A 24528-nucleotide genomic window follows, 5' to 3' on the forward strand; every position below is an offset into this window, starting at 1 on the left:
GGGCTTTTTATTCCTGAACCCAGGATCAGTCGAGGGTGACGACGGTGCGGTCTTTCTCAGGAACAGCGGTGAATTCAGCCAGAACAGCCTTGAACTCATCACCATCCATGGTTTCCTTTTCGATCAGCAGTTCCACCAGGCGATCCATGGCTTCGCGGTTGGCAGCCACGATCTCCACGGTCTCGTCATAACAGCGCTTCACCATGTTGCGCACTTGAACATCGATCTGTTGGGAGATCGATTCCGACACGTCACTGCGTGACATCAGGTCGCGCCCCAGGAACACTTCCTGACTGCCGCCCTCGAGGGCGACTGGGCCGAGATCGCTCATGCCGAGTCGGGTGACCATATTGCGGGCCATCGACGCCACCTGCTGGATGTCGCCGCCGGCTCCGGTAGTGACTTCCTGATGGCCGAACACCACGGCCTCTGCGGCACGACCACCCAGGGCTCCCATGATGCGTGCCTTGAGCTGGGCACGGGTGACCAGGGTTTGCTCCTCATCCGGGGAGAACCAGGTCAGGCCTTGGGCCTGGCCACGGGGAATCAAGGTTACCTTCTGAACAGGGTCGTGGTCTTTGACCAATGTGCCGATCAGGGCATGACCGACTTCGTGATAAGCGATCAGACGCTTGCTGCGACCGTCGGTGAGGGGACGACCCTCCATGCCGGCGATGATCCGATCCACAGCGTCGTCAATCTCGCTCAAGCCGATGGCTTCCTTGCGGCGGCGGGCGGTGAGGATGGCCGCCTCGTTCATCAGGTTGGCCAGGTCTGCACCGGTGAAGCCAGGGGTGCGGCGGGCGATGCTTTCGAGGGACAGCTCCTCTTCGAGCTTCTTGTTGCGGCAGTGCACATCGAGGATGGCCAGGCGACCCTTGATATCGGGGGCGTCCACGGTGACCTGACGGTCAAAACGGCCGGGACGCATCAGAGCTGAGTCCAGAACGTCGGGGCGGTTGGTGGCGGCAATGATGATGATGCCGCTGTTGCCTTCGAAGCCATCCATCTCCGTCAGGAGTTGGTTGAGCGTCTGTTCGCGTTCGTCGTTACCTCCACCGATGCCGGCACCGCGCTGGCGGCCGACGGCATCAATTTCGTCGATGAAGATCAAGCAAGGGCTGTTTTCCTTGGCCTTCTTGAAGAGATCGCGGACGCGGCTGGCACCCACGCCAACGAACATCTCAACGAACTCAGAACCAGAAAGGGAGAAGAAGGGAACGCCCGCTTCACCGGCAATAGCCTTGGCCAGAAGGGTTTTGCCGGTGCCAGGAGGGCCGACCAGCAGAAGGCCGCGGGGAATCTGAGCACCCACTGAGGTGAATCGCTCGGGCTGTTTCAGGAAGGTGACGACTTCCTGGAGTTCCTGCTTGGCCTCGGTGACGCCGGCCACGTCATCAAACATGACGCCGGTCTCCGCTTCCATCATGAAGCGGGCTTTGCTCTTGCCGAACTGCATGGCCTGGCCAGGGCCGCCAGGCATGTTGCTGTTGCGACGGGCCAGGAAGATCAGGGCACCGATCAGCAGCAGCGGGAAGGCCAGATTTCCCAGCACGCCGAGGGCCGGAGGTGCTGTGCGGGGCGGATGAATATCAAAGCTGATGCCTTCGGTCTTCAGCGTGTTGATCAGCTCAGGGGCCAGACCAGGAAGGTCAACGCGCAGGCGTTGAACGCGGTTGTCGAGGTCGGGATCGACGGCTTCGATCACAGCGTTGCGGCCACCGTCGTAGATATCGACGGCTGTCACGCGACCGGCCTCGACGTAATCGAGGAAGCGGCCGTAGCTCATCCGTGCCACCGCAGCATTGCGGGGAGCGACGGTGGTGCCATTGCTGTCCTGGCTGAGGCCATTGATGCCTCCGTTGCTCACCACCTGCCAGCCGATCAGCAACACGACGCCGATTGGCAACAGCCAGAGGGCAAGAAGGCGCCAGCGCTGATTCATGAGCTGAAGAAATTCATTAACGAGTGTAAAGGAGTTGGACTGATTTCTGAGGCCTGATCAAAGGCTTCTCAGGGCAACAATCGGGTCGAGCTTTGCGGCGCGTCGGGCGGGAACAACTCCGAAGAACAGCCCGATGGATCCTGAGAGTCCAACGGTGACCACCACCATCGTTGCGCCGATCGTCGCTGGCAGGGGCGTGACCGCCGCTACGAGGCTCACTGTTCCAAGACCCGCCAGCGTGCCGATGGCGCCGCCAAGGCTGGCAAGCACCAGGGATTCCACCAGAAACTGCTGCAGAACATCACCGCTGCGGGCCCCCAGGGCTTTGCGCAGACCGATCTCCTCGGTGCGTTCGCTGACGGACACCAACATGATGTTCATGATCCCGATGCCTCCCACCAGCAGGGAGATCCCACCAATGGCCCCGAGCATCAGGGTGAGTCCTCCGGTGATGGTGCCCACGATGGTGAGAGCGTCCTTCTGGGATCGCACCACGAAATCGTCGTCCCGGAGAATCCGGTGCCGCTGCCTCAGCAGGTTGTTGATCTGAAAGCTGGCTGCGTTGATGCTGTTTTCATCCCTGGCTTCAACACTGATGGAGTTGAGGCTGACGCCATAAATAGGATCCCGACCGGTGATCCGGTTCACCATCGTGGTGATGGGGATGTAGGTGTTTTCATCCTGGTTGCTGCCGAACACGGCCCCTTTGGGGGCCATCACACCGACCACCTCAAAGCTTTGATTGCCGATGCGCACCTGCTGGCCAATCGCAGAGCCAGTGGGAAACAACTTGGTGCGCAGATCCGAGCCGAGCACGGCGATGGCTTTCGCACCGGCCACGTCCTTGGCGTTGATGAAACGGCCCTTGGCCACGTCGAATCCGCGCACAGGGGGGAACTCCGATGTCGCGCCGAAGACCGCACCCGTGGAGCTGCGGGCTCCGGCCTGCACCACCTGATTGGTGTTGATCACGGGCGCCACGCGCTTGACGCTGGGAACCTGGGTGGCGATGGCTTCGGCATCTTCCAGCACGAGCGTTTTCGGTCGCGTGACCCCTTGGCGTCTGGCGTTTGTGTTGCCCGGAACCACAAACAACACATTGGCGCCGAGGTTGTTCAACTGGCCTTCAGCCAGCAATTGCGCTCCCCGTCCAACCCCAACAAGGGTGATCACCGAGGCGTTGCCGATCACGATGCCCACCATCGTGAGCAGGCTGCGCAGGCGGTTGCTGCGCAGGGTGGACAGGGCCATCCGCACCGTTTCCGTTGCGGGCATGCGCCGGTTCATGGTGTGGCGTCGCTCAGATCAGTGTCGCTTCAGCTTCGTTGCCGACGATGCTCACCTTGACCAGATCTGTGGATCCGGAAACGCCGGTGTGCGTGCCTGCGGACTGCACAACGAGATCACCCTCCTCCAGAAGATCGAGCTCCTTGGCTTTGACCATCGCCGCCTGGAAGGTCTGCGTGGTGCGTTCGCCCTGGGGAATTACCAGCGGTGTCACGCCCCAAACCAGTTGCAGACGACAGGCAACCGTGCGATCAGGAGTGATGGCAAGGATCGGTGCCGCAGGCCGGAACTTGCTCACGTTGCGAGCTGTGGCCCCGCTTCGCGTGAGGGGAAGAATCGCGGAGGCATTGAGCTGGCTGGCGATGGTGCTGACCGCACCGCTCAAGGCATTGGGGATGGTGCTTGGCAGGTGGCTGTCGATCGAGCGTTGGGGGTAGTCCTTCTCGATCCTGCGAGCAATGGTGGCCATGGTTTGAACGGCCTCCACGGGGAAATCCCCCACCGCGGTCTCGTTGGAGAGCATCACAGCGTCGGTTCCATCCAGGATGGCGTTGGCCACGTCGCTGACTTCGGCTCGGGTGGGCCGGGGGCTGGAGGCCATGGAATCCAGCATCTGGGTGGCCGTGATGATCGGGATGCCCAGGCTGTTGGCCTTGCGGATCAGTTCCTTCTGCAGCAACGGCACTTCCTCGGCCGGCATCTCCACGCCAAGGTCACCGCGGGCCACCATCACGCCGTCACAGAGCGGCAGGATCGAATCGATCTGATCGATGGCCTCAAACTTTTCGATCTTCGCCACCACAGGGGTCTCATGGCCCTGTTCGCGGATCAGTCCGCGGATCTCCTCCATATCGGAGGGATTGCGCACGAAGCTGAGGGCCACCCAGTCCACTCCCTGGCTGAGTCCGAAGGCCAAGTCGGTCTTGTCCTTGTCCGTGAGGGCGCGAACGGACAACTGAACGTCCGGGAAGTTGACGCCCTTGTTGTTGGAGAGAACACCGCCCACGGTGACGGTGCAATGCAGGGTCTGCTGCGCTTTGTCGACGGTGTCGACCTTCATCTCAACGCGGCCGTCGTCGAGCAGGATCCGGCTTCCTGCGGTGACTTCGTCCGCCAGCTTGTCGTAGGTGACCGTTGCGATTGTCTTGTCGCAGCTCACCGGCCTTGAGGTGAGCGTGAACGGATCACCGTTGGCCAGGGTGATCGGCCCCTCAGCGAATCGCCCGAGCCGGATCTTCGGGCCCTGAAGGTCTTGGAGGATGCCGATGGTCTGCCCCAATTCCTCAGACACCTGACGAATCGTGGAGATGCGAGCGGCGTGTTCGCTGTGGTCCCCGTGGGAAAAGTTCAGCCTGAAGGTGGTGGCACCAGCCCTCACCAGCTCCTTGATCCGCTCCGGGCTCTCGGTGGCAGGGCCGATGGTGGCCACGATCTTGGTCCGTCGGTTCAGGTCGAACTGGCCCATATCGCGGCTGAAAATCCCTGCGGAAACTACCATCCGGGCGTTTCCCAACCGGCCCCATGGAGATGAATTCCTATCAGGACGCCGCCCGAAAGACGGCTGCCTACCCGGATGTGGGCCGTAATCCCATCTATCCGACCCTCGGTTTGACCGGTGAAGCCGGCGAGGTGGCCGACAAGGTGAAAAAGGTGATTCGCGACCGTGGCGGTGTGTTTGACGCCGACACCCGCGAAGCGATCAAGTTGGAGCTGGGAGATGTGCTCTGGTACGTGGCTCAGCTGGCCAGCGAACTGGGTTATGACCTGAATGAGGTGGCTGACGCCAACCTGCAGAAACTGTCGAGCCGGGCTGCTCGTGGGCGCATCGGAGGCAGTGGTGACCAACGTTGATCTCCTGATGCTCCGTCGATTCGCTTCCGTGTTGTTCTGCCTGCCCCTGCTGCTGGGGCTGGCGCTTCCCTGTGACGCCGCTGAACTGCAGCTCAGTGAGGTTCGCCTGGATCCCTGCGGAGAGCTGGATGCCGGCAATCAACCTGAATTAAGCCGCCCGGTTGGTGCCAGCTGTTACGTGCTGACGGGAGACGTTGAGAACCGCAGTAAGAACAGCGTCATCGACACCGATGTGTATGCACGGATCCTGGATGCCAGTGGTGAACCGGTTCTTCCCAACAGAACCCGGGTGGGATCCATCGGGGATGTGAACCCTGGTCACTCCCCGTTCGCCCTGCGAATCTCTGTTCCGGCCGGAACCCCAGGGCCGTTTGTGATCAAAAATCCCCGTGCCCGTGGATTCAATGCTCCGGTCCGCAGCCGCGTTGATGTTGACGAGGATGACCTGTTGCCGTTGGAACGGGGCATCAACCAGCAGTGATCACCCAGACGTGATCACCAGCTGGAGCCCGACATGTAGAAGGCGCTGATCGACTGCCCCACCAGGCTCTGCAACAGGTTCAGGGCCAGGAAGGCCAGGATGGCGGAGAGGTCAATGCCCCCCAGCGGTGGAATCAAACCCCTGAAGGCGTTCAGGTAAGGGTCGGTGATCGCACTCACGCTGCTGAGCACCGGATTGCCCCAGTCCAGATTCGGGAACCAGCTCAGCAGAACCCGCAAGATCAGCACCAAGGAATAGATCTGCAGGGTCTGGGACAGCACCTGCAGCAAGGTGACGGGTAGAGATTCCATGACGGGAGCTGATCTGCTCTGACTTTATGCAGCTTCAGTCAGATCGGTTGCCCCAAGATCAGGAAGCACGGAGAAGGTGCGGTGAAATTTTTCGGTGAGGGTGAGCCAATAGGACCGCCCCTCGCTCTGACGACGCCGTTCGATGAAGTCCTGCGCCAGCAGTTCCTTGATGTGGTCGTAGGCCCCCGAGCCCCGCAGATCCACAAGATCCGATTGAAGAATGCGTTTCTTCAGGGCAATGGTGGCGAGGGTTCGCAGGGTCGCCGTGGAGAGGTTTACCGGCAGCAGGTCTTTGACCAGATCGCCCATGCCCGGCCGGAGCTGCAGCCCGTATCGACCGCTCTGTTCAACGACCTCCAGGGCACTGTCCCGCTGGGCGTAGGAGGCCGTCAGGGCGACGAGAGCTTCTTCAACGGTTCGGCGGTCAGCGTCGGCCAGCTCGGCCAGTTCCCCGATGCTGACGGGCCGACCCTTGAGATAAAGAATCGCCTCGAGCCGGGTGGGCAGGGATGGAGACGTCATCACAACCCCTCGAGAGCACTCAAGTTACCGCCCTGAAACTCAGAGGAACAGGCCATAGGCCGGGTTGTTGGTTTCATCCCAGTGGCGATAGCCCAGGGCATTGAGAAATTCGGTCCAGCCCTGCATGTCCTGTTCCGGCACCAGCACGCCAACAACGATGCGCCCAACGTCAGCACCGTGGTTTCTGTAGTGGAAGATGCTGATGCTCCAGCCGGGGTTGAGAGCATCCACGAAGCTCATCAAGGCACCCGGCCGTTCGGGAAATTCGAAGCGATACAGCAGTTCTTTGCATTTTCCGGCACAGGCCGTTCGGGCTGAAGCCGGCAGACGGCCCCCCACCATGTGGCGCAGGTGGACCTTGGCAAATTCGTTGTCGCTGAGATCGAGGCAGGGGAAGCCGCCACGCTCCAGCTGGCTCAGCAGGGAGGCACGGTCGTTGTCATCGCTCACCTGCACACCGATGAAGATCTGCGCCGAGGCCCCATCGGTCATGCGGTAGCTGAATTCCGTGAGGCTTCGCTCCCGCAGCAGTTCGCAAAGTCGCCTCAGGCTGCCGGGTGATTCGGGAATCTCCACGGCCAGCATTGCTTCGCGCTCTTCCCCGAGCTCAGCCCGTTCGGCGATGAAGCGCAGCCGGTCGAAATTCATGTTGGCCCCGCAGGCCACCGCCACCAGATTGCGCCCCGCTAGCTGGCGCTCGGCCACATCCTGTTTGAGTCCTGCTACCGCCAGGGCACCGGCGGGCTCCAGGATTGAACGGGTGTCTTCAAAGACGTCCTTGATCGCGGCACAGATGGCATCGGTGTCGACCCGCACCATCCGATCGACGAACTGCTGGGCCAGCGCAAAGGTGTGTTCCCCCACCTTTCTCACGGCGACACCATCGGCAAACAGCCCCACCTGTTCCAGTTCCACCCGCTGCCCTCGCTCGAGGGAGCGACTCAGGGCATCGGCATCCACCGGCTCCACGCCGATCACCTCCGTTTCCGGCCACAGCCTTTTCACGTAGGCGGCGATGCCCGCGATCAGGCCACCGCCACCCACGGCCACATAGATCGCGTTGGGTGGCTGCTCGGCCTGGCGCATGATCTCCATGCCAATCGTTCCCTGGCCTGCGATCACTTCCGGATCGTCGAAGGGGTGAATGAAGGTGAGCCCCTCGGCCTTGCAGCGTCGCTGCGCTTCCGCGGAGCACTCGTCGTAGGTCTCGCCATGGAGGACCACGTCACCACCCAGGGCCCGCACGGCCCGCACTTTCACCTCGGGTGTGGTGCTTGGCATCACGATCACGGCCCGACAGCCAAGGCGCTGGGCACTCAGGGCGACGCCCTGGGCATGGTTCCCGGCACTGGAGGCAATCACACCGCGCTTGAGCTCGTCTCTGCTGAGCTGCGCCATGCGGTTGTAGGCGCCGCGCAGCTTGAACGAGAACACTGGCTGGAGATCCTCACGCTTCAGCCAGACCGTGTTGTTCAGCCGGCGGCTCAGATTGGGTGCGGGATCCAAAGGGGTTTCCCGCGCCACGTCGTAGACGCGGGCACGCAGGATCCGCTGCAGGTAGTCGGTCATCTCACCATTCTTCCAAGGGTTCGATCCAGACAGGATCCGGGTTGGTTCCCGTAGATTGCACGTATTGGAGTTGGCAGTGCATGCATCTCGGAGATCTGAAGCATCCGAATGAACTGCACGGACTCAGCCCGGCCCAGCTTGAGGACGTGGCTCGGCAGATTCGTGAGCGGCATCTGCAGGTGGTGTCCACCAGCGGTGGCCACCTGGGGCCTGGCCTGGGGGTTGTGGAGCTGACCCTGGCGCTGTACCAGACGCTGGATCTCGACCATGACCGTGTGATCTGGGATGTGGGCCATCAGGCCTACCCCCACAAATTGATCACCGGCCGGTTCAACGATTTCGACTCCCTGCGCCAGCAGCACGGGGTGGCGGGTTACCTCAAGCGCACAGAGAGCGATTTCGACCACTTCGGAGCGGGTCATGCCAGCACCTCCATCTCAGCGGCGCTGGGCATGGCCATGGCGCGGGACAACCGGGGCGAGTCGTTCAAATGCGTTGCCGTCATCGGTGATGGAGCCCTGACAGGCGGCATGGCTCTGGAGGCCATCAACCACGCCGGACACCTTCCCAACACGCCGCTCCTTGTGGTGCTGAACGACAACGACATGTCGATCTCTCCGCCGGTTGGTGCGCTCTCGAACGTGCTGAACCGTGCGCGGCTCAGCCCACCGATGCAGTTCCTCTCAGGGAGTGTTGAGGAAAGCGTTCGGCATCTGCCCTTCATGGGTGGTGAGATTCCTGCGGAACTCAACCGCCTCAAGGGCAGCATGCGTCGCCTCGCGGTTCCCAAGGTGGGTGCCGTGTTCGAGGAACTTGGCTTCACCTACATGGGGCCGATCGACGGCCACGACATCGGTGAAATGGTGCGCACCTTCCAGGCAGCTCACCGTGAGGGTGGCCCTGTGCTGGTGCATGTGGTCACCAAAAAGGGCAAGGGCTATCCCTACGCTGAGGCCGATCAGGTGGGCTACCACGCCCAATCAGCTTTTGATCTCGGCACCGGTAAGGCGATTCCGTCGTCCAAACCCAAGCCCCCCAGCTACAGCAAGGTGTTTGGGCAGACCCTGGTCAAGCTCTGTGAGCAGAACAGTCGGGTGATCGGCATCACTGCGGCCATGGCCACTGGTACCGGTCTCGATCTGCTTCAGAAGGCCGTTCCGGACCAGTACGTGGACGTGGGCATCGCTGAGCAACATGCCGTCACCCTGGCGGCAGGTATGGCCTGCGAGGGGTTGCGTCCTGTCGTTGCCATCTACAGCACCTTCCTTCAGCGCGCCTACGACCAGTTGATCCACGACGTGGGCATCCAGAAGCTGCCGGTCACCTTCGTGCTCGATCGTGCCGGCATCGTTGGTGCCGACGGGCCGACCCACCAGGGTCAGTACGACATCAGCTACATGCGGGCCATTCCCAACTTCACGGTGATGGCACCGAAGGATGAGGCTGAGCTGCAGCGCATGCTCGTGACCTGCCTGCAGCACGACGGGCCCACGGCGTTGCGGATTCCGCGGGGCTCCGGAGAAGGCGTGCCCTTGATGGAAGAGGGTTGGGAATCGCTGCCGATCGGCCGCGGTGAACTGCTGCGGGAAGGCGACGATCTGATGATCGTGGCCTACGGCTCGATGGTGGCTCCGGCCCTCGCCACAGCAACGCTTCTGGAGGAAGCCGGTCTCTCTACCACCGTGATCAACGCCCGCTTCCTGAGGCCCCTGGATCAGGCGCTGATCCATCCATTGGCACGTCGTATCCCCCGCGTGGTCACCATGGAAGAGGGAGCCCTGCCCGGTGGTTTTGGCGCAGCGGTTCTGGAGTCGTTGATCGATCAGAACATCAACGTGTCGATGTTGCGCATCGGCATCCCCGACCAGCTGGTTGATCACGCCACGCCGCAGCAGAGCAAGGAAGCTCTCGGCCTCACTCCTGCCCAGATGGCTGAACGCATCCTTGAGCGCTTCAGCAACACCTCTGGTGATCTGCCAGCCACCGCTTCGGTCAAGGCCCTGCAGGCCTGAAGCTGAGGGCTTGGTGTCCGTTCTGATCGTTGGCGCGGGACCGTCCGGTGCCCGTCTGGCGATTCAACTGGCGCGGGCGGGTGCTGAGGTGACCCTGGTGGATCGCCTGGCTGATCCCCATCGCCATGCCTATTCCAGTGGCGCCCTGCCTCTGGAGGCTGTTCGTCGCTTGGGTCTTCCGGATGACGCCATTGCCGCCACCTGGCAGGGCTGGCAGCTGCACGATCCCTCGGGTCTGGTTCATCAGTGGTGGTCGTCCGGCGATCTGGGGGTGGTGCTCGACTTCGGCCGGCTTCGGTCCTGGCTCTGGGAGGAAGCACGCCGCCATGGGGTCGAGTTGATCCAGGGCTGCCGGGCCGCGCTGAGCACGCTCACGGCCGATCAAGCCAGCGTGCGGCTGCAAACACGTGATGGGCGTTCGTCATTGCGCTCAGCGCGCTGGCTGATTGATGCCACCGGTGCACGCCGAGATCTGCTGCAGCAGGCCGGCCTCAGTCCCAATCCCAAGGATCCTCTGCTGCAGGGCATCGGCGTTGAGTGGCTGCTGCAGGCCGATGACCGTCAGGCGGCTGCCTGGCGTGATCGGATCAGTTTCTTTCTGGGCACCGACTGGATCCCCCATGGATACGGCTGGATCTTTCCCATGCAGGGACAACGGCTGAAGGTGGGGGTCTGTCACCTCCCACCGGCGGATCGTCCGAGTCCCGGCAGCCTGGCTGGACCCCTTCAGCGCTTGATTCAACGCTGCGGCTTGAGCGCCTGCCCGGTGCTGGATCGCCATGGCGGGCCGGTGTCCAGCAGCATCGCCCGCTCCGAACCTTTGGTGGCTGGTGCCCTTCTGGCGGTGGGGGATGCGGCCAGTTCCGCCAATCTGCTTGGGGGAGAAGGGATCCGCCATGCGATGGACAGCGCGGATCAACTGGCCGAACTGCTGATCGCTGAAGGGATGTCTGGGGACTCCACGGCCATGGCCCTTCGCTACCAAGAGCAACTCAAGGCCCAACGGAGTTGGCGTTGGTTGGTGTCGGGACGGCTGGCGCGGCGCACCTGGTGGGGCCTCGACAATCCAAGGGCGGACCGACGCCTGGAACGTTTGATCCATGGGCTGTCTGCGACCGCTGAAGCCCCCGCTCTTTCAGAGCTGTTGTTCAACTACAACTTCGAGCGTTACGGCCTGCGTCTGCTGCCGTATCTGCTCTGAGCCAAGGGTTGTTTCAGGGAGGAGACTGGCTCCTCCCTCAAGAGATGTGCTTCAGAGCACGCCGCGGGCGGCCAGACCCTGGATGGCCCCAATTCCAATGATGTGGCCGAGGCTGGTGGTGCCGAGCAGGGCTGCATGACCCATGCCGCCGAAGAAGGAAGCGTTGGGGAGTGCGGCGCCAACGTTGGGGTGCTTGATCGTGGCCTTGCCGACCATGATGGCAACCACATTGCAGAGGATCATCACCAGGGCGACCTTGGGAGACCAGGACACGGAGGCGGGAGCGATCGCGAAAAGGTGGGTCAGCATTCGAGCCAATGAGCGACACCTCATCTTCCGGCGCTAGCGACGCCTTGCCTGCCTCTCTTAAGAGTTGTTCACCCTTTTTTGGGGGTTGGTAACAACAAACCGATCACCAAAACCGTGTTGCTGAGGGTGAGAAAGGCTTCTGCCCCACCGTGCAACCAGTCAATCTCCACCAATTCCGCTGAGCAGCAGCGCAGGGCGGCAATGGCAGCACCAATCGTGACGGCCACAAACAGCAGGGTGAGCTGAAAGCCCCGCTCCGCCATCAACGGAAGCGCCCCACTTTTCCGCAGCCAGTGCAGAAACAGGAGATAGGGGATCAGCGAGGCGGCGAACAGCGGTGCGGGATCGAAGTTCATGGAGCACTGGCTCCGTCCACCTGCCGGCGATGTTGGAGCTGCCATGCCGCCATGGCCAGGGTGCAGTTGCCGATCACGGTGAACAGGGCCTGAAGGGTGACAAGACCTCGCAGCGCTTCGCTGTTGTCAAACAGATGCCAGGTGCAGGCAGCCATGGCACTGACGAGGGCCGGAAGCATGGCCCAGGCCAGGCCCTGCCGCCCACGCCGATGCATCAACACGATCGCCACGCACCACTCCACCACGGAGGCGACATGGATCCACCAGGTTCCGAGCGACAACGAGTGCATGCTCTGAATCCTAGGAATCGGTTGATAATGCCCGGAGTGAACAGGCTGCTGCCCGTGGTCCGCTCCACTGCGCCTGTATTGCTGCTTTGCGGCTACTACGGAGAGCACAACCTCGGCGACGATGCCCTGCTGCAGGTGCTGGTGTCGTCTCTTCCCGAGCCGCAGCACCTGTTGATCACAGCCCGCGATCCAGCCCCCGTTCTGGCCTTGGCTCCGTCGGCGCAGATGGTGAACCGCCGTTCCCTGCGGCGCTGTCTTCGTGCGGCTCTGAGAGCTGATGTTTTGGTGCTTGGTGGCGGGAGCCTGCTGCAGGACAGCACCAGCTTCAGCAGCCTCGTGTACTACCTCCTGCTGATGACGGTTGCCCGCCTCGGTGGCGCCGAGGTGGTTCTCTGGGGGCAGGGCCTTGGACCCTTGCGGCGTCGGATCAGTCGCCTTTTGGTTCGCAGAGTGTTGCCCCTCTGCAAGGCAGCGAGTTGGAGGGATCAGATCTCCTTTGATTGGGCCCAGCGTTGGGCCCCCAAGCTGCCGATGGTGCTGGCCGCCGATCCGGTCTGGCAGATGCCGGCACGCCCTTGGCTTGGTGGCGACGCCATCGTGCTCAGTTGGCGTCCGACACCTTTGCTGGATTCCGCGGGCTGGCGTTGCTTGACGGAGGCCTTGGATCGGCTCAGTGCCGACTTGGATGCGCCGGTGATCTGGCTGGCCTTCCATCACCATCAGGACGCTCCCCTGTTGGAGCAGCTGAGTGATCAAGGTCTGCTGCCGGCGCGATTGAAGGCGCGCAGCTCAACCCTGGTGCCCCAGACCCTGGAGGCTGTGTCCGCTCTGGTGCAGCGGGCGCGCCTGGTGCTGCCGATGCGGTTGCATGCCCTGATCCTGGCTCGACTGGCCAACAGCCCCATGGCTGCCCTCAGCTACGACCCGAAGGTGGAGGCTGCAGCGGCCATGGCCACGGTGCCCTGCATCCCTTTGCGCTCGCTTCCCTCTGTGGATGATCTGCTGACGCTTTGGCGGTCCGAGGTGGACCGTCCAGCCGATCCTGATCAGACCGAAGCCCTGCGCCGCCAGGCGTCAGCGCACAGCGAGCTTCTCAATCGGATGGCAGCCGATTTGACGGCAGACGACGGCCGCTGACGGCATCGAAGCGATGCTCACAAGCGCTGGGCCAACTGATGCGTGGCTCAGCCCCGATCGCTGTCTCTCCGGGGCAGACCAGCCGCAGGTCGCCGCGATCGCAGCGCACCAGCAGCATCTGGTTGGCTCCGAACCATTCACGGCTGAGGATCGTGCAGGGTGAGCCTGCGGGATCCAGCCTTAGATCGTCCGGTCGGATACCGGTGATCAATCCATCTCTGGCTGGCAGCAGATTCATCTGCGGGCGGCCGATGAACTGGGCGACGTAGGTGCTGGCCGGTTGCAGGTACAGCTCGCGGGGTGTTCCAATCTGTTCAATCCTTCCCTCGCGCATCACAGCGATGCGATCTGCCAGCGCCATCGCCTCCTGCTGGTCATGGGTGACATAAACCACAGGCTGCTCACCGCCGATCATCAGGCGGCGCAATTGAGGCCGCAGGTCCTCACGCAACTGGGCATCCAGATTGCTCATCGGCTCATCGAGCAGATAAACGAGGGGGTCCCGCAACAGGGCTCGGGCCAGGGCGACGCGCTGGCGCTGGCCGCCGGACAGTTGTGAGGGCCGTTGCCGGGCTTGCCCGCTGAGCTGCAACACCTCCAAGACGCCTCGGATCCGTTCATCGCGGGCGGCGGCGCTGCCGCCCCGCATGCGCAGCCCCAGTTCGAGGTTGTCCCACACATTCAGATGCGGGAACAGGGCATAGCTTTGAAACACCATCCCCACACGGCGACGTTCAGCGGGCACGTCGACCATCTCCGCACCATTGATGCGAATCGACCCTTGATCGGGGTGATCGAGCCCGGCGATCAGACGCAGGGCCGTGCTTTTCCCACAGCCGCTGGCCCCAAGCAGAGCGACGCATTCGCCGTTGGCCACATCGAGGTCGAGCTGGTGGAGAACCTGTCGCTCGCCGAAGCGCTTGTTGATGGCTCGAAGTTGCAGTGTCATCCCTTGATGGCTCCGTTGGTGAGTCCACTGACGATCTGGCGCTGAAACACCAGCACCAGCACCAGAAGAGGAATGGCACCGAGCACGGTGGCTGCCGCGTAGGTGCCGTAGGGGACGGAATAGGTGGATGATCCCGCAATTCGGGCCATCGCCACCGGCAATGTGAGCAGATCGCTGCGGCTCAGCCAGGTGAGCGCCACGGGATATTCGTTCCAGGCGAACAGGAACACCAGGATTGCCGTGCTGGCGGAGGCCGGTGCAATCAAGGGGAGCAGCACCCAGCGCAGCCGCTGCCACAACGACAGCCCCTCCAGCTTGGCTGCGTCTTCGAGGTCGTTGGGCAGTGCTTCAAAGGCCGCGGTGAGCAGCAGCAGGGCCAGAGGCATCGACAAAGCGCTGTAGGGAATGGCGATGGCGATCAGGTTGTTGCCGAGGGCAAAGGTGCGGGCCAGTTCGAGCAGTGCCAGAAACAGCAGCACGTAAGGGAACAGAGCGGCGCCCACCACGGCAGTGCGGAGGATTCCTTTCAACCGCTGAGGCAGCTTTGCCAGTCCGTAGGCGGCAGGGATGGCCAGCATCAAGGTGAGCAGTGTGGTGATGGAAGCCACCAAGCTGCTGTTGAGCAGGTAACGCCAGAAGGGTGGATCGGTGCTGAGCAGATCCCGGTAGTTGTTGAGCGTCCAACGGCTCCAGAAGCTCAGTTGGTCATTGACCAGAGCATCTGCGGTGGTGAAGGAACTCAGCAGCTGCCACAGCATTGGGCCGAGGGACCAGACCAGCAGCAGTGCAATCCAGAGGGAACGTCGTGTCATCAGTCCACTTGTCATCGATCCACGTGTCATCGGTCGAGGGACCTCAACAGACCGAAGCTCCTCAGCAGCAACGTGCCCGCAAGAATCAGCGCGGTGAGCAGCAGGAATCCCGCGAGCATCACCGTGGCGCTGTAGCCGAAATCGAGGAACCGCATGCCGTTGAGGTAGGCATAGAGGGCGATGCTTTCGGTGCTGCCGGCGGGACCACCACCGGTAAGCACCTGCACCAGATCAAACACCCCGAAAGCCTGGGCCAGGCGGAACAGGAGGCTCAGCAGGATGTAAGGGAGCAGCAGCGGCAGGGTGACCCTGCGAAGCGCCTGAAGCGGCGTTCCCCCTTCCAGGCGAAAGGCGCTGTAGAGGTCGTCGGGAATGCTCTGGAGTCCCGCCAGAAGAATCAGCGTGATGAAGGGCGTTGTTTTCCAGACATCCGCAAACACGGTCACCAGCCAGGTGATCGATGGGGTGGACAGCAGATCCAGGGAGTTGAGGCCAAGGCTTCGTGCCAGCACCTCGATCGGGCCGTAGGGGGTGTTGAAGATCCAGCGCCAGCCCAGGGCCATCATCGTTGTGGGCAGGGCCCAGGGCAGCAGGGTCAGGGCGCGAACGGCCCCCCTGCCGCGCCAGCGTTGATGCAGCAGCAGCGCAATGGCCAGGGCCAACAGCAACTCCAAACCCACTGAGATCAGGGCGAATCGCGCGGTTTGTCCGGCATCCAGCCAGAAGCGCTGATCGGCCGCCAGTCGCCACCAGTTGGCTCCGCCGTTGGCCACCGGTTCGAGGCCAGTGAGAACGGAATCAGCGTGGAAGCTCAGCCAGGCGTAGCGAAGCATCGGCCAGCCGAACACCACCGCGATCAACAGCAGCGCAGGTGCAGCCAGGAGCATCGTCATGGCGTGGCTCCCGCAGCGCGCAGCAGAGTCTGGCTCCGCTGCTGACTGGTGGCCATGGCCTCATCGGCGGACCCGGCCGCGGTGAACAAGCCGTTGAGTTCCCGCTGCACCACATCGCTCAGCTGGGCATACAGCGGGGTAGGCGGACGAACCACCGCATGGTTCAAGGCCACCAGCAGATCCGGCAGCACGGGAGAGGCCTTCAGCATCTCGGGGTCGTTGAACAGTTCCGCCTGGATCGGGGTGTAGCCGTTGTTGAGAAAACGCTGCCGCTGGGCGTCTTCGCTGGTGAGGTAGCGAATCGCTTCCACCGCTGCTTCCTTGTGCTGCGATTGGCGCATCAGGCTCAGCCCCCAGCTGCCGAGGGTGGCTCCGGGGCGTTCACCCGGTTGGGCCACCATCAGGCTGATGCCGACGTTGCCCTTCACCGCGCTGTCGTCCTTCTGGAGTTCAGCCCAGGCGTAGGGCCAGTTGCGCATCAGAGCGGCATCACCGGCCTTGAAGGCCTGAAGCGACTCCGCCTCGGCGTAATTGGTCACGGCGTAGGGGCTGACGCCTTCGCTGATCAGACCGTTCAACCAGGCTGCTGCCGCCGTTGCCTCAGGCGTATCGAGCTCCATGGCGTTGGTGGTGGTGTCCATCCAGTCACCGCCGAAGCCCTGCAGCACTTCAAGGAAGTCGCAGCTCAATCCTTCGTACTGACGTCCCTGCCAGACAAAACCGTTGGCAACGGCCTGGCTTTCAACGAGGCGTCCGGCAACCTCCACCAGCGCATCGGGCGTTGCTGGTGGCTGTTCCATCAGATCCGTGCGCCAGTAGAGCAGTCCCACATCGGCCACCAGCGGCCAGCGGTAGAGATGGCCGTCGTAGTCATTGCCCAGCCGTGCACCTTGCACCAGCTGCTCCTGGTCGCCCTGACCAAACCAGGGATCCAGGGCTTCCAGCCAGCCGGCGGCGGCATATTTCGGCAACCAGGTGACATCCATCAACAGCGCATCGAACGGCGCATCACCGAGCAGAAGACTGCTGATTGCCAGGTCTGAAATCGATTCCGTGTTCAACGGACCGCGAATCAAGCTGAGATGAATCCGGCCGCGATGCTCGCGGTTGAAGGTTTTCACCAGATCGGCACTGGCATCGGTGAAGGAGGAGGGCATGAGGATGCTCACTTCCTCCGCGCGCGAGGAGGCTGATCCAACCAGAACACCAAGGGCGATTAACAGCGCCAAGGCACCGCCTGCGAGCCAGCGGCGCAGTTTCATTGCGGGGTGGAGGGCGACAGGCCAGACATCTGCTCCTCGGCCCAGTCGCTCACCGTGTAGCTCTCCACAGCATCGGTCATGCGGCTCATGCGGTCGCGCTGCTCGTCTTCATCCATTTCCAGTGCCGATTCGATGGCCTCATCCATGCGGCGATTGGAATAGGGATTGGTGAGCACGGCGCCATCCAGCACGACCGAGGCTCCGGTGAATTCCGAGAGCACAAGAACGCCGCCACGGTTGCGTCGAGCAGCGGCGTACTCCTTGGCCACCAGATTCAGGCCATCCCGCAGCGGAGTGATCCAGCAGACATCGGCATGGCAGAACCAGGCGATCATTTCGTCGTAGGGGATTCGGCGGGTGGAAAAGCGGATGGGCACCCAATCGATCTGGCTGAAGCGGCCGTTGATGCGTCCGGCCATCTCCTCGATCGATCGTTGGGTGTCTTCGTAGATCTTCATTCCACTGGCAGCGGCCACACAGGCCAGCATCAGCACCACCTGGCCGTGCAGATCCGTGCGTCGTTCCAACAGCCGTTCAAACGCCAGCAGCAACTCTTCGTTGCCCTTGGTGTAATCCACCCGACTGGCAGAGAGGATCAGTTTTCGGCCTTTTTTGGTGTCTTGAACGATCAATTCGCCATGGCTTTCAACCGACGGGCTCCAGCACAATTCCTGAATCAGATCCGGTGAAGTGCCCACCGGAGAGCTCAGCAGCTGAATGGTGCGACCGTTGTGCTCGAGGTGACTGGTGACCGTGCCTTCCGAAAGGGCGGTTCCCACCTCAATAAATTTCTTGTCCACCGGCACTTTGGGCCCACGTTTGGCCCCCACCAGGGTTGTGGCGGCACGAGCAAAGTTTTCCGTGTAGCGGGGAATGTGGAAGCCAACGACATCACAACAGAGCAAACTTTCCAGAATCTGCTCACGCCAGGGAAGGATGGCGAAAACATCATTCCCCGGGAAAGGAGTGTGATGGAAAAAGGCAATCTTCAGGTCTGGACGTTCGGCTCGGATGTATCCGGGAGCCAGCCAAAGGTTGTAGTCATGCACCCACACCGTTGCACCCTCGGCGGCTTCGGCGCATGCCGCCATGGCGAAACGTTTGTTGACCTCTTCAAAGATCTTCCAGTTCGCGTTGTTGACATTGAAATAGGTTGGAAACGTATGAAGAATTGGCCAGAAGCATTCTTTGGATGTGATGTGATAAAAACTGGAGATCTGTTCATCTTCCAGGGGGATTCGGCACAGAGTGAACGGCGAAGGCTGTTCCATCTCAAACCGTTCAGTGCCTTCATTCGACTGATCGTCGACCCGTCTCCAGGCAATCCAAGTGCCTTTTTCGCAGCTACGGAAGAGGTTGCGAAGGGTTGGAATAATTCCGTTAGGGCTTTTCTGATCGACCCATATTCTTTTCCCGTTCTTGTCTTTTGATTCGTCGAACGGCGTGCGGTGATAGAGGATTACAAATGAACTCTGACCCGCACCCATTTATTTGAACAACGCTTCGTTCGGTCCACCATTCAGCAAAAGCCCTCTTTTGTCAAACGGCGGCTTTGGTCTGAAAAGACACCAACGAATCCAGCACCTCGCGGGCGTGACCGTTGGGTCGAACCGCCACCCAGCGTTCACGCAAGACCCCGTCAGGATCGATCAGAAAGGTGTGGCGCAGCGAGTACGGCGCCATCCACGACCCGTAGGCCTTGCTCACGGTCCCGTCGGGATCAGACAAAAGGGGGAAGCTCAATCCTTCGCTCTCACAGAAGGATTCATGGTCGTCAACGCTGTCGGCGCTGATGCCGATCACTTCCGCACCGGCCTGAAGGAAGTCGTTGTGAAGGCTTTCGAAGCCCCGGGCTTCGATCGTGCATCCGCCGGTGAAATCCCTTGGATAGAAGTAAACCGCGAGCCAGCGGCCGCGCAGATCACGGCTGCTCCATTGCTTCCGATCGGGTTCGGACTGGCTGGATCCGGGCAGATCGAAATCAGGCACGGTTGTACCCGTTTCCAAAACAACACCCCCGAGGGCCGAAGCCCGCGAGGGTGTGAGCGTCAAAGCTGCAAGGAAAAGGCCGGACTTGACTAGTAATTCCCGCCGATTCACCCGTTCAAGATCTCAGATCTTGGCCAGGTTAATGCCCAGGGACTTGGCGTAGGCGCCCAGGCCTTTCTTCTGGATGGTTTTGAGGGCGCGGGTGGTCACACGCAGCTTCACCCAGCGGTTGCCTTCCGCCCACCAGAGGCGACGCTGCTGCAGGTTGGCCTGCTGCAGCTTCTTGGTGCGGATGTGGGAATGGCTCACGGCCATGCCGTTGTTGGCGCGAGTACCGGTGAGCTGACACACCCGTGACATGACGATGTCCTTCTACTGAGAGGTTGTTTGGAGCTGAAAAACCAGTTCCAAACAACCAATTTAGCAAAAGGTCTTCAGGTCAAAGTCCTCTCTGCATCAAGGCACCCATCAATTCAGCGCTGCGGGTCTGGAAACCGGCCAGCTCATTGGGCTCCAGACCCCCGACGCCCAGGCGCGCCATGTCATACAGATGGCGGGCCACATCCTCGGCCAGGCTTGCGGTCGGCGATGTTTCCGCCGCTCCCACCAGCACGCCACCGGCACGCAACTTCAGCATCCCCTCCACAAGGGGGTGGCGCCGGTTCACCAGCAGCACGTGATGCTCGGGAAGGCCCGGCAGGCGTTGTTCCATCAAGGCGCCCATGTCGTTCAGCCGGCGCATCTGTTCCGGCAGAAGAATCATGGCCGGCGGTGCCCCCTCGGCTTTCAGGGCCTGCACCTGAACGGTCACTTTGTCGTTGGCCAGGGCCGCTTTGATCAGATCACGCAGTCGGTCTGACTCCGTGGTGCCGTCCTGATCGGTGAGTTCGGCATCGTTGTCCTTCAGGCTTTCGTCCAGTTCCGAGTCGACGCGCTGGAAGGTGAGTTCCTCATGGCGATGTTCCAGCCAGGGGATGAACTGGGTGTCGATCACCGTCTCCAGCTTCAGCACTTCCGCGCCCTGGGAGGTCCAGAGGTTGAGCGCACCGGCCTGGGAAACGTCATCGGTGCTGTAGAGCACACGCTTGTTCTGATCCGCGGCCAGTCGGCTGCGGTACCCCTCCAGGGTGGTGAAGGCACGGCCATCGCAGGCGATCGGGTCAGCGTCGTCCCCTTCCCCTGCTGCAGCAGTGGTGGCGAACAGGATCAGTTCAGACACCTGTTCGGCGAACTTCTCGTCCTCCATGGCGCCGATTTTCACGAAGGGTGCCAGGGCATCCCAGGCTTCGGCGTAACCCTTGGGATCCTCCTTTTTCAGGTTCCGCAGCCGGTCGGACACTTTCTTGGCGACGAAGTTGCCGATGGAACGAACGCGTCGGTCGGTTTGCAGAGCACTGCGGCTCACGTTCAGGGGGATATCGGGTGAATCGATCACCCCCCGCAGGGGCAACAGGTAGCGCGGAACGACCTCCTTGATCGAATCGCTGACGAACACCTGGTTGCAGTACAGCTTGATTTCCCCCTTCTCCCAGTCGGCACGTCCGGTCTGCTTGGGGAAGAAAAGAATGCCCTGGAGGTTGTAGGGATAGTCGGTGTTGAGGTGAACCCAGAGCAGGGGATCGCCCTGGAAGGGATAGAGGTAGTGGTACAGGTCGATGTAGTCCTGATCACTCAGGTCTCTGGCACTTTTGCGCCAGGGGGCATCCATCTTGTTGATGGTTTCCCCTTCCAGCTGCACCGGCACTGCCATGAAGTCGCAGTAGGTGTTGATCAGGGTGCGGATCCGAGCCGGTTCGAGATATTCGAGCTCGTCCTCCATTAGATGAAGGATCACGTCCGTGCCGGGCTGGTCTTTCTCGGCGGCAGTGAGGCTGAAGTTCGGGGAGCCATCACAGCTCCAGCGCACGGCCTCAGCCTCGGGCCGGGCTGAACGGGTCAGCAGCTCAACCCGCTCGGCCACCATGAAGCTGGAATAGAAGCCCAGGCCGAAGTGGCCAATGATGGCGTCGTTTTCCTGCTTGTACTTCTCCAGGAAATCCTCGGCGCTGGAGAAGGCCACCTGGTTGATGTAGCGCTTCACCTCATCGGCGGTCATGCCGATGCCGTTGTCGCTGATGGTGAGCGTTTTGGCTTCGCGATCCACACTGATCCGAATGGCCCCGTCATCCCCTTCACTGCAGTCGCCGGCCATCGCCGCCATGCGGCGCTTGCTGATGGCGTCGACGCCATTGCTCACCAGCTCCCGCAGAAACACCTCATGGCCGGAATAAACGGCCTTCTTGATGATCGGGAAAATGTTTTCGGTGTGGATCTGAATCTGACCCTGTTCCTCCAGCACCGCCATTCCTTTGCTGTGAAAAACCAGACACTAGAGACAGGTTTTACCCGGGCTCAACGGCTGTTTCAGGGGGTTCCCCGTACCTTCGCGCCTACGTCCCTTGGCCCAGATCAGGGCGTCTTCTGCAGGTCAGGGCGCTCTTCAGCAACGATGGCCCCCTCAACGGGACACACCTGCAGGCAGATACCGCAATCGATGCAGGTGTCGAAATTGATCCAGTAGAAGTCAGTGCCCTTCTTGTTCTTTCCTTTGCCTTGGTCGATACAGGCCACAGGGCAGGCATCAACACAATCAGCGATCCCCTCGCAAACGTCAGTGACGATGGAATGAGCCATGGAGGTTCTGCTGCACAGCGGGATCCTAAGGATCGACCCAATCCAGCTGCAGACCACCCTGGGCCTTCGCCTGCTGCTCAGCCTCCTGCTTGGACGCCAGGGGTTCCAGGGCCATCACAGCGGTGCGTCCCTGCTCGTGCCAGCCGCGCTGACGCTCCATGGCGGATTCCAGATTCGAGGCCGTTGAAAAAGCAACGAGAACATCGGACTGCTCCTGTTCGGCAGCATCCAGGTCTGAAATCAGTTCGCGGATCGGATCGATTGCGAGGCTGAACCCTGCGCCAAAAGCCCGGTCATCCGTTGCGCCGCAACGGCGCACCAGATCGTCGTAGCGGCCGCCGCGGGCAATCACCACCGGTGAACTGCGGCCATCACAGACCAGCTGGAACACCAGGCCGGTGTAGAGCTCGAAATGCGGTTGAAAGGTTGGATCCAGCTGGATCGTCACCGCCTGAGCCTGAGCTGCCGAGGCGAGATGCGCACAGAGGCGCCGCAGCTCATCGAAGACCGGCTGTTCCCCGCAGAGACTGCCGAGCTGCGTCAGCACCTGGTCGGGGGTGCCACGGCAGTCCAACAAGGAGAGCAGCCTGGTCTTCTCAGAGTCGGCCAGATCGAAGCCCTCGATGGCCAACCGGTCGAAATCGATCAATGCCGTGCGGATCTGATCACGCAACGCACCGCTGAACGGACGGAGCACCAGATCCATCAGAGCGGTGTGACCCAGCAACAGCCTTGGTTTTTGGCTGGCCTGCAGCCCCAGGGTCTGAACGGAGGCCATCAGCAGGCTGAGCAGCTCCATCTCCGCCTCGCTGCCACTGACGCCGAACAGTTCAACGCCGCTCTGAAGGTTTTCCTCAATGCACTGACCACCCTCATCGGCGGAACGGGTGCGAAACACCGTGCCAGAGGCCCAGAGCCGCAGCGGTCTCTGGCGATCTGCAAATCGGGTGCAGGCGGCTCTGGCGATGGATGCCGTCATCTCCGGGCGCAGCCCGAGGGGGTCATCAGCCACCAGACGAACAATGTCTGAGCTATCGATGGCACCGCCGGCCATCAGGGTGGCCAGGCGTTCCACCCGGGGTGGCGAGACCTCGTCGTAGCCCCAGAGGCGGTAGACCGACGCCAGACGTTCCGTCAGCTGTCGGTTGGTCTCCACCTGACGTGGATTCAGATCCTTTGCGCCAGCTGCAGGTTGCAGCGCCATCTCACGTCCTCTCGGCCACGCCTCAGGATCCCATGGCCGTGACCTCGGGCGCTCCGAAGGCGGCTCCAGGCAGTGGTTGCACCTGAGACAGCCCCTCGATGATCGCCGCATGCAGGCTGGCGCCAGCGGCAACGACCCGGCCACTGGAGAGGTCGAAGGGTCGATTGCCATAGCCGGTGACGGTTCCACCGGCCAGATCCACCAACGCCACGCCAGCGGCCAGATCCCAGGGAGACAGGCCCCGTTCCCAATAGCCGTCATGGCGGCCAGCGGCCACGAAGGCCAGGTCCACCGCTGCAGCACCGCCCCGGCGCACGCCGTGGGTGCGATGGGTGAACCAGCAGAATTCGGCGTAGTTGTTGTCGAGTCGGGTGTGCCGGTCGTAGGCGAACCCGGTGACCAGTAGGGAGTCTTCGAGCCGATCACAACTGCTCACCTGCAGTGGTCTGTCGTTGCAGAACGCTCCGACCCCCGGTGCCCCCCAGTACATCTCCTTCAGAAAGGGCACAGCGATGGCCCCGAGGATGGGCTGCTGGCCCAGGGTGAGTCCGATCGAGGTGGCAAAAAAGGGGTAGCCGTGGGCGAAGTTTGTGGTCCCATCGAGGGGGTCAACACACCACCTCAGGCCGTCCTGCTGACCGGCTGGCCCGCTTTCCTCAGCCAGCACAGCAATCTCAGGGGTTTGCTCCGCCAGCAGCTCCAAGACGATGCGTTCGGCAGCAAGGTCGGCATTGGTTACCAGGTCGCCGATGCGGCCTTTGCTTTCGATGGACGACAGGCGCCCGTAGTGGCGCATCAGTTCCTGGCCACCGGCATCGGCCGCTGAGCGGGCCACGCCTACAAGACGCTCCAGATCGCTTGGGGTGAGACGGGCTTCGTGGGCGGCACGGGTGCAGATCGATTCCGGCATGTTCACTCCTCCTCGAGGGGGATGCGAGCAGTGACGCGCCCTTTGCCGAAGTGGCGACCGAACTGGAGCTCGTACACCTCATCCTCATCCTGGGTTTCAGCCTCCAGGGGCCCGATGGCGCGGGCCACGCAGAGCAGGCCGTAGCCCTTGTCCCTCAGCTCCCGCGACAGACCCATGGCTTCGCGCTGGTCGAGGTTGCCGCTCTGCACGCGAACGGCGCACTCCGTGCAGCATCCGTTTCTGCAGGAGAAAGGAAGTGGGTCACCCTGCTCTTCGAAGCTGTGAAGGATGTAGTCCCCCTCAGGGACGTCGTGGGTGATGGTGCGACCCTCTTGGCGCCAGTGAATCGTGATCCTGTGGCTGGGACGCATGAAGGTCTGCTGGCAGTGCCCTGCTACATTCTCACCTGCCCCATTTAGCCGGTGGAGAGCTGGCCGAGTGGTCGAAGGCGCAGCACTGGAAATGCTGTATAGGGGCAACTCTATCGAGGGTTCGAATCCCTCGCTCTCCGCTTCTCCGGTCCATCAGGACCGGATTTTTTTTGCCCTTTTCTAGGCCTGAAGGC

The 24528-nt window shown here is 61.9% G+C and carries 26 protein-coding genes and 1 tRNA gene; 6 read left to right on the forward strand and 21 right to left on the reverse strand.

Features of this window, described 5'->3' with window-relative positions:
* Positions 1-25 precede the first annotated feature (25 nt).
* From ftsH to pyk, 3 genes are read right to left on the reverse strand one after another with little or no spacing between them, the layout of a single operon-like run.
* Positions 26-1945 (reverse strand): ATP-dependent zinc metalloprotease FtsH, encoded by a 1920-nt coding sequence (gene ftsH, locus DXY04_RS10230; protein WP_115161977.1) that lies wholly within the window; start codon positions 1943-1945, stop codon positions 26-28.
* Between the two features lie 57 nt (positions 1946-2002).
* A complete protein-coding gene (locus tag DXY04_RS10235) occupies positions 2003-3232 on the reverse strand; it encodes an ABC transporter permease (protein ID WP_115009117.1) in 1230 nt (409 codons plus the stop codon).
* Between the two features lie 13 nt (positions 3233-3245).
* The gene (gene pyk / locus DXY04_RS10240) at positions 3246-4697 is read right to left on the reverse strand and encodes a pyruvate kinase (RefSeq protein ID WP_115161978.1); all 1452 of its coding nucleotides are present in this window, start codon (positions 4695-4697) and stop codon (positions 3246-3248) included.
* A 56-nt stretch (positions 4698-4753) separates the two neighbouring features.
* Here pyk and DXY04_RS10245 point away from each other — a divergent pair, with 56 nt between their 5' ends.
* Both DXY04_RS10245 and DXY04_RS10250 read left to right on the forward strand, forming a co-directional pair.
* The gene (locus DXY04_RS10245; protein WP_006850816.1) at positions 4754-5083 is read left to right on the forward strand and encodes a nucleoside triphosphate pyrophosphohydrolase family protein; all 330 of its coding nucleotides are present in this window, start codon (positions 4754-4756) and stop codon (positions 5081-5083) included.
* 7 nt (positions 5084-5090) lie between these two features.
* Positions 5091-5564: a hypothetical protein gene (locus DXY04_RS10250; RefSeq protein ID WP_115162235.1), complete on the forward strand. Its 474-nt coding sequence runs from the start codon at positions 5091-5093 to the stop codon at positions 5562-5564.
* Between the two features lie 14 nt (positions 5565-5578).
* Here DXY04_RS10250 and DXY04_RS10255 read toward each other — a convergent pair whose 3' ends face one another.
* The 3 genes from DXY04_RS10255 to ilvA are packed head-to-tail and all read right to left on the reverse strand — an operon-like array spanning position 5579 to position 7966.
* Positions 5579-5875 (reverse strand): YggT family protein, encoded by a 297-nt coding sequence (locus DXY04_RS10255; protein WP_115161979.1) that lies wholly within the window; start codon positions 5873-5875, stop codon positions 5579-5581.
* Between the two features lie 24 nt (positions 5876-5899).
* Complete coding sequence (gene scpB / locus DXY04_RS10260) at positions 5900-6397, reverse strand: SMC-Scp complex subunit ScpB (protein ID WP_114989254.1); 498 nt, start codon at positions 6395-6397, stop codon at positions 5900-5902.
* Positions 6398-6436: 39 nt separating this feature from the next.
* Positions 6437-7966 (reverse strand): threonine ammonia-lyase, biosynthetic, encoded by a 1530-nt coding sequence (gene ilvA / locus DXY04_RS10265; protein WP_115161980.1) that lies wholly within the window; start codon positions 7964-7966, stop codon positions 6437-6439.
* An 80-nt stretch (positions 7967-8046) separates the two neighbouring features.
* On the opposite strand from ilvA, the gene dxs reads away from it, so the two are divergent.
* On the forward strand, positions 8047-9978 hold the full coding sequence (gene dxs, locus DXY04_RS10270; RefSeq protein WP_115161981.1) for a 1-deoxy-D-xylulose-5-phosphate synthase: 1932 nt from the start codon (positions 8047-8049) through the stop codon (positions 9976-9978).
* A 13-nt stretch (positions 9979-9991) separates the two neighbouring features.
* Positions 9992-11179, forward strand: a complete 1188-nt coding sequence (locus DXY04_RS10275) for an NAD(P)/FAD-dependent oxidoreductase (RefSeq protein ID WP_115162236.1) — start codon at positions 9992-9994, stop codon at positions 11177-11179.
* Between the two features lie 51 nt (positions 11180-11230).
* On the opposite strand, the gene psaK is transcribed toward DXY04_RS10275, so the two are convergent.
* The 3 genes from psaK to DXY04_RS10290 form a co-directional block, all read right to left on the reverse strand.
* Positions 11231-11488 carry a photosystem I reaction center subunit PsaK gene (gene psaK / locus DXY04_RS10280; RefSeq protein WP_041434789.1) on the reverse strand — a complete coding sequence of 86 codons (258 nt, stop codon included), beginning with the start codon at positions 11486-11488 and terminating at the stop codon, positions 11231-11233.
* Positions 11489-11556: 68 nt separating this feature from the next.
* Positions 11557-11844, reverse strand: coding sequence for a DUF3593 domain-containing protein (locus tag DXY04_RS10285; protein WP_115161982.1), 288 nt, complete (start codon positions 11842-11844; stop codon positions 11557-11559).
* Positions 11841-12134, reverse strand: a complete 294-nt coding sequence (locus DXY04_RS10290; protein ID WP_115161983.1) for a DUF2499 domain-containing protein — start codon at positions 12132-12134, stop codon at positions 11841-11843. The genes DXY04_RS10285 and DXY04_RS10290 overlap by 4 nt, the downstream gene beginning before the upstream one ends.
* A gap of 54 nt (positions 12135-12188) precedes the next feature.
* Between DXY04_RS10290 and csaB the strand changes: the two genes are divergently transcribed.
* On the forward strand, positions 12189-13271 hold the full coding sequence (csaB, locus tag DXY04_RS10295) for a polysaccharide pyruvyl transferase CsaB (protein WP_115162237.1): 1083 nt from the start codon (positions 12189-12191) through the stop codon (positions 13269-13271).
* On the opposite strand, the gene DXY04_RS10300 is transcribed toward csaB, so the two are convergent.
* The 12 genes from DXY04_RS10300 to DXY04_RS10355 all read right to left on the reverse strand — a co-directional run bounded on the left by DXY04_RS10300 (position 13228) and on the right by DXY04_RS10355 (position 24334).
* Positions 13228-14220: an ABC transporter ATP-binding protein gene (locus DXY04_RS10300; protein ID WP_115161984.1), complete on the reverse strand. Its 993-nt coding sequence runs from the start codon at positions 14218-14220 to the stop codon at positions 13228-13230. The two genes, csaB and DXY04_RS10300, sit on opposite strands and share 44 nt — an antisense overlap.
* Positions 14217-15032 (reverse strand): carbohydrate ABC transporter permease, encoded by an 816-nt coding sequence (locus DXY04_RS10305; protein ID WP_115161985.1) that lies wholly within the window; start codon positions 15030-15032, stop codon positions 14217-14219. Before DXY04_RS10305 ends, DXY04_RS10300 begins: the two co-directional genes overlap by 4 nt.
* 26 nt (positions 15033-15058) lie before the next feature.
* Complete coding sequence (locus tag DXY04_RS10310) at positions 15059-15925, reverse strand: carbohydrate ABC transporter permease (RefSeq protein WP_115161986.1); 867 nt, start codon at positions 15923-15925, stop codon at positions 15059-15061.
* The gene (locus tag DXY04_RS10315; RefSeq protein WP_115161987.1) at positions 15922-17187 is read right to left on the reverse strand and encodes an ABC transporter substrate-binding protein; all 1266 of its coding nucleotides are present in this window, start codon (positions 17185-17187) and stop codon (positions 15922-15924) included. Before DXY04_RS10315 ends, DXY04_RS10310 begins: the two co-directional genes overlap by 4 nt.
* Positions 17184-18674, reverse strand: a complete 1491-nt coding sequence (ggpS, locus tag DXY04_RS10320) for a glucosylglycerol-phosphate synthase (RefSeq protein WP_115161988.1) — start codon at positions 18672-18674, stop codon at positions 17184-17186. Before ggpS ends, DXY04_RS10315 begins: the two co-directional genes overlap by 4 nt.
* A 52-nt stretch (positions 18675-18726) precedes the next feature.
* Positions 18727-19287, reverse strand: coding sequence for a peroxiredoxin (locus tag DXY04_RS10325; RefSeq protein WP_114989244.1), 561 nt, complete (start codon positions 19285-19287; stop codon positions 18727-18729).
* A gap of 12 nt (positions 19288-19299) precedes the next feature.
* Positions 19300-19536 (reverse strand): 50S ribosomal protein L28, encoded by a 237-nt coding sequence (gene rpmB / locus DXY04_RS10330; RefSeq protein ID WP_006850205.1) that lies wholly within the window; start codon positions 19534-19536, stop codon positions 19300-19302.
* A gap of 79 nt (positions 19537-19615) precedes the next feature.
* Complete coding sequence (gene htpG, locus DXY04_RS10335) at positions 19616-21520, reverse strand: molecular chaperone HtpG (RefSeq protein WP_115161989.1); 1905 nt, start codon at positions 21518-21520, stop codon at positions 19616-19618.
* Between the two features lie 104 nt (positions 21521-21624).
* Complete coding sequence (locus tag DXY04_RS10340) at positions 21625-21849, reverse strand: ferredoxin family protein (protein WP_006851587.1); 225 nt, start codon at positions 21847-21849, stop codon at positions 21625-21627.
* 25 nt (positions 21850-21874) lie between these two features.
* Entirely contained in the window at positions 21875-23053 is a 1179-nt protein-coding gene (locus tag DXY04_RS10345; protein ID WP_115161990.1) for an ATP phosphoribosyltransferase regulatory subunit, read from the reverse strand.
* A gap of 22 nt (positions 23054-23075) precedes the next feature.
* Positions 23076-23963: an inositol monophosphatase family protein gene (locus DXY04_RS10350; protein WP_115161991.1), complete on the reverse strand. Its 888-nt coding sequence runs from the start codon at positions 23961-23963 to the stop codon at positions 23076-23078.
* A gap of 2 nt (positions 23964-23965) precedes the next feature.
* Positions 23966-24334 carry a 2Fe-2S iron-sulfur cluster-binding protein gene (locus DXY04_RS10355; protein WP_114989241.1) on the reverse strand — a complete coding sequence of 123 codons (369 nt, stop codon included), beginning with the start codon at positions 24332-24334 and terminating at the stop codon, positions 23966-23968.
* Positions 24335-24387: 53 nt separating this feature from the next.
* Between DXY04_RS10355 and DXY04_RS10360 the strand changes: the two genes are divergently transcribed.
* Positions 24388-24474 (forward strand) — tRNA-Ser (locus DXY04_RS10360).
* The last annotated feature ends 54 nt before the right edge of the window (positions 24475-24528 follow it).

It is taken from the genome of Synechococcus sp. UW86 (assembly GCF_900474085.1).
Taxonomy (GTDB): domain Bacteria; phylum Cyanobacteriota; class Cyanobacteriia; order PCC-6307; family Cyanobiaceae; genus Parasynechococcus.

Bases quoted from the DNA above. Each gene is read 5' to 3' on its own strand.
- DXY04_RS10285 (WP_115161982.1), bottom strand. From the start codon at position 11,844: ATGAACTTCGATCCCGCACCGCTGTTCGCCGCCTCGCTGATCCCCTAT.
- DXY04_RS10355 (WP_114989241.1), bottom strand. From the start codon at position 24,334: ATGCGTCCCAGCCACAGGATCACGATTCACTGGCGCCAAGAGGGTCGC.
- DXY04_RS10345 (WP_115161990.1), bottom strand. From the start codon at position 23,053: ATGGCGCTGCAACCTGCAGCTGGCGCAAAGGATCTGAATCCACGTCAG.
- ilvA (WP_115161980.1), bottom strand. From the start codon at position 7,966: ATGACCGACTACCTGCAGCGGATCCTGCGTGCCCGCGTCTACGACGTG.
- DXY04_RS10250 (WP_115162235.1), top strand. From the start codon at position 5,091: ATGCTCCGTCGATTCGCTTCCGTGTTGTTCTGCCTGCCCCTGCTGCTG.
- ftsH (WP_115161977.1), bottom strand. From the start codon at position 1,945: ATGAATCAGCGCTGGCGCCTTCTTGCCCTCTGGCTGTTGCCAATCGGC.
- dxs (WP_115161981.1), top strand. From the start codon at position 8,047: ATGCATCTCGGAGATCTGAAGCATCCGAATGAACTGCACGGACTCAGC.
- DXY04_RS10310 (WP_115161986.1), bottom strand. From the start codon at position 15,925: ATGACGATGCTCCTGGCTGCACCTGCGCTGCTGTTGATCGCGGTGGTG.
- DXY04_RS10315 (WP_115161987.1), bottom strand. From the start codon at position 17,187: ATGAAACTGCGCCGCTGGCTCGCAGGCGGTGCCTTGGCGCTGTTAATC.
- DXY04_RS10245 (WP_006850816.1), top strand. From the start codon at position 4,754: ATGGAGATGAATTCCTATCAGGACGCCGCCCGAAAGACGGCTGCCTAC.
- pyk (WP_115161978.1), bottom strand. From the start codon at position 4,697: ATGGGCCAGTTCGACCTGAACCGACGGACCAAGATCGTGGCCACCATC.
- htpG (WP_115161989.1), bottom strand. From the start codon at position 21,520: ATGGCGGTGCTGGAGGAACAGGGTCAGATTCAGATCCACACCGAAAAC.
- scpB (WP_114989254.1), bottom strand. From the start codon at position 6,397: ATGACGTCTCCATCCCTGCCCACCCGGCTCGAGGCGATTCTTTATCTC.
- DXY04_RS10300 (WP_115161984.1), bottom strand. From the start codon at position 14,220: ATGACACTGCAACTTCGAGCCATCAACAAGCGCTTCGGCGAGCGACAG.
- DXY04_RS10235 (WP_115009117.1), bottom strand. From the start codon at position 3,232: ATGAACCGGCGCATGCCCGCAACGGAAACGGTGCGGATGGCCCTGTCC.
- DXY04_RS10340 (WP_006851587.1), bottom strand. From the start codon at position 21,849: ATGGCTCATTCCATCGTCACTGACGTTTGCGAGGGGATCGCTGATTGT.
- psaK (WP_041434789.1), bottom strand. From the start codon at position 11,488: ATGCTGACCCACCTTTTCGCGATCGCTCCCGCCTCCGTGTCCTGGTCT.
- DXY04_RS10305 (WP_115161985.1), bottom strand. From the start codon at position 15,032: ATGACACGACGTTCCCTCTGGATTGCACTGCTGCTGGTCTGGTCCCTC.
- ggpS (WP_115161988.1), bottom strand. From the start codon at position 18,674: ATGGGTGCGGGTCAGAGTTCATTTGTAATCCTCTATCACCGCACGCCG.
- rpmB (WP_006850205.1), bottom strand. From the start codon at position 19,536: ATGTCACGGGTGTGTCAGCTCACCGGTACTCGCGCCAACAACGGCATG.
- DXY04_RS10350 (WP_115161991.1), bottom strand. From the start codon at position 23,963: ATGCCGGAATCGATCTGCACCCGTGCCGCCCACGAAGCCCGTCTCACC.
- DXY04_RS10255 (WP_115161979.1), bottom strand. From the start codon at position 5,875: ATGGAATCTCTACCCGTCACCTTGCTGCAGGTGCTGTCCCAGACCCTG.
- DXY04_RS10290 (WP_115161983.1), bottom strand. From the start codon at position 12,134: ATGCACTCGTTGTCGCTCGGAACCTGGTGGATCCATGTCGCCTCCGTG.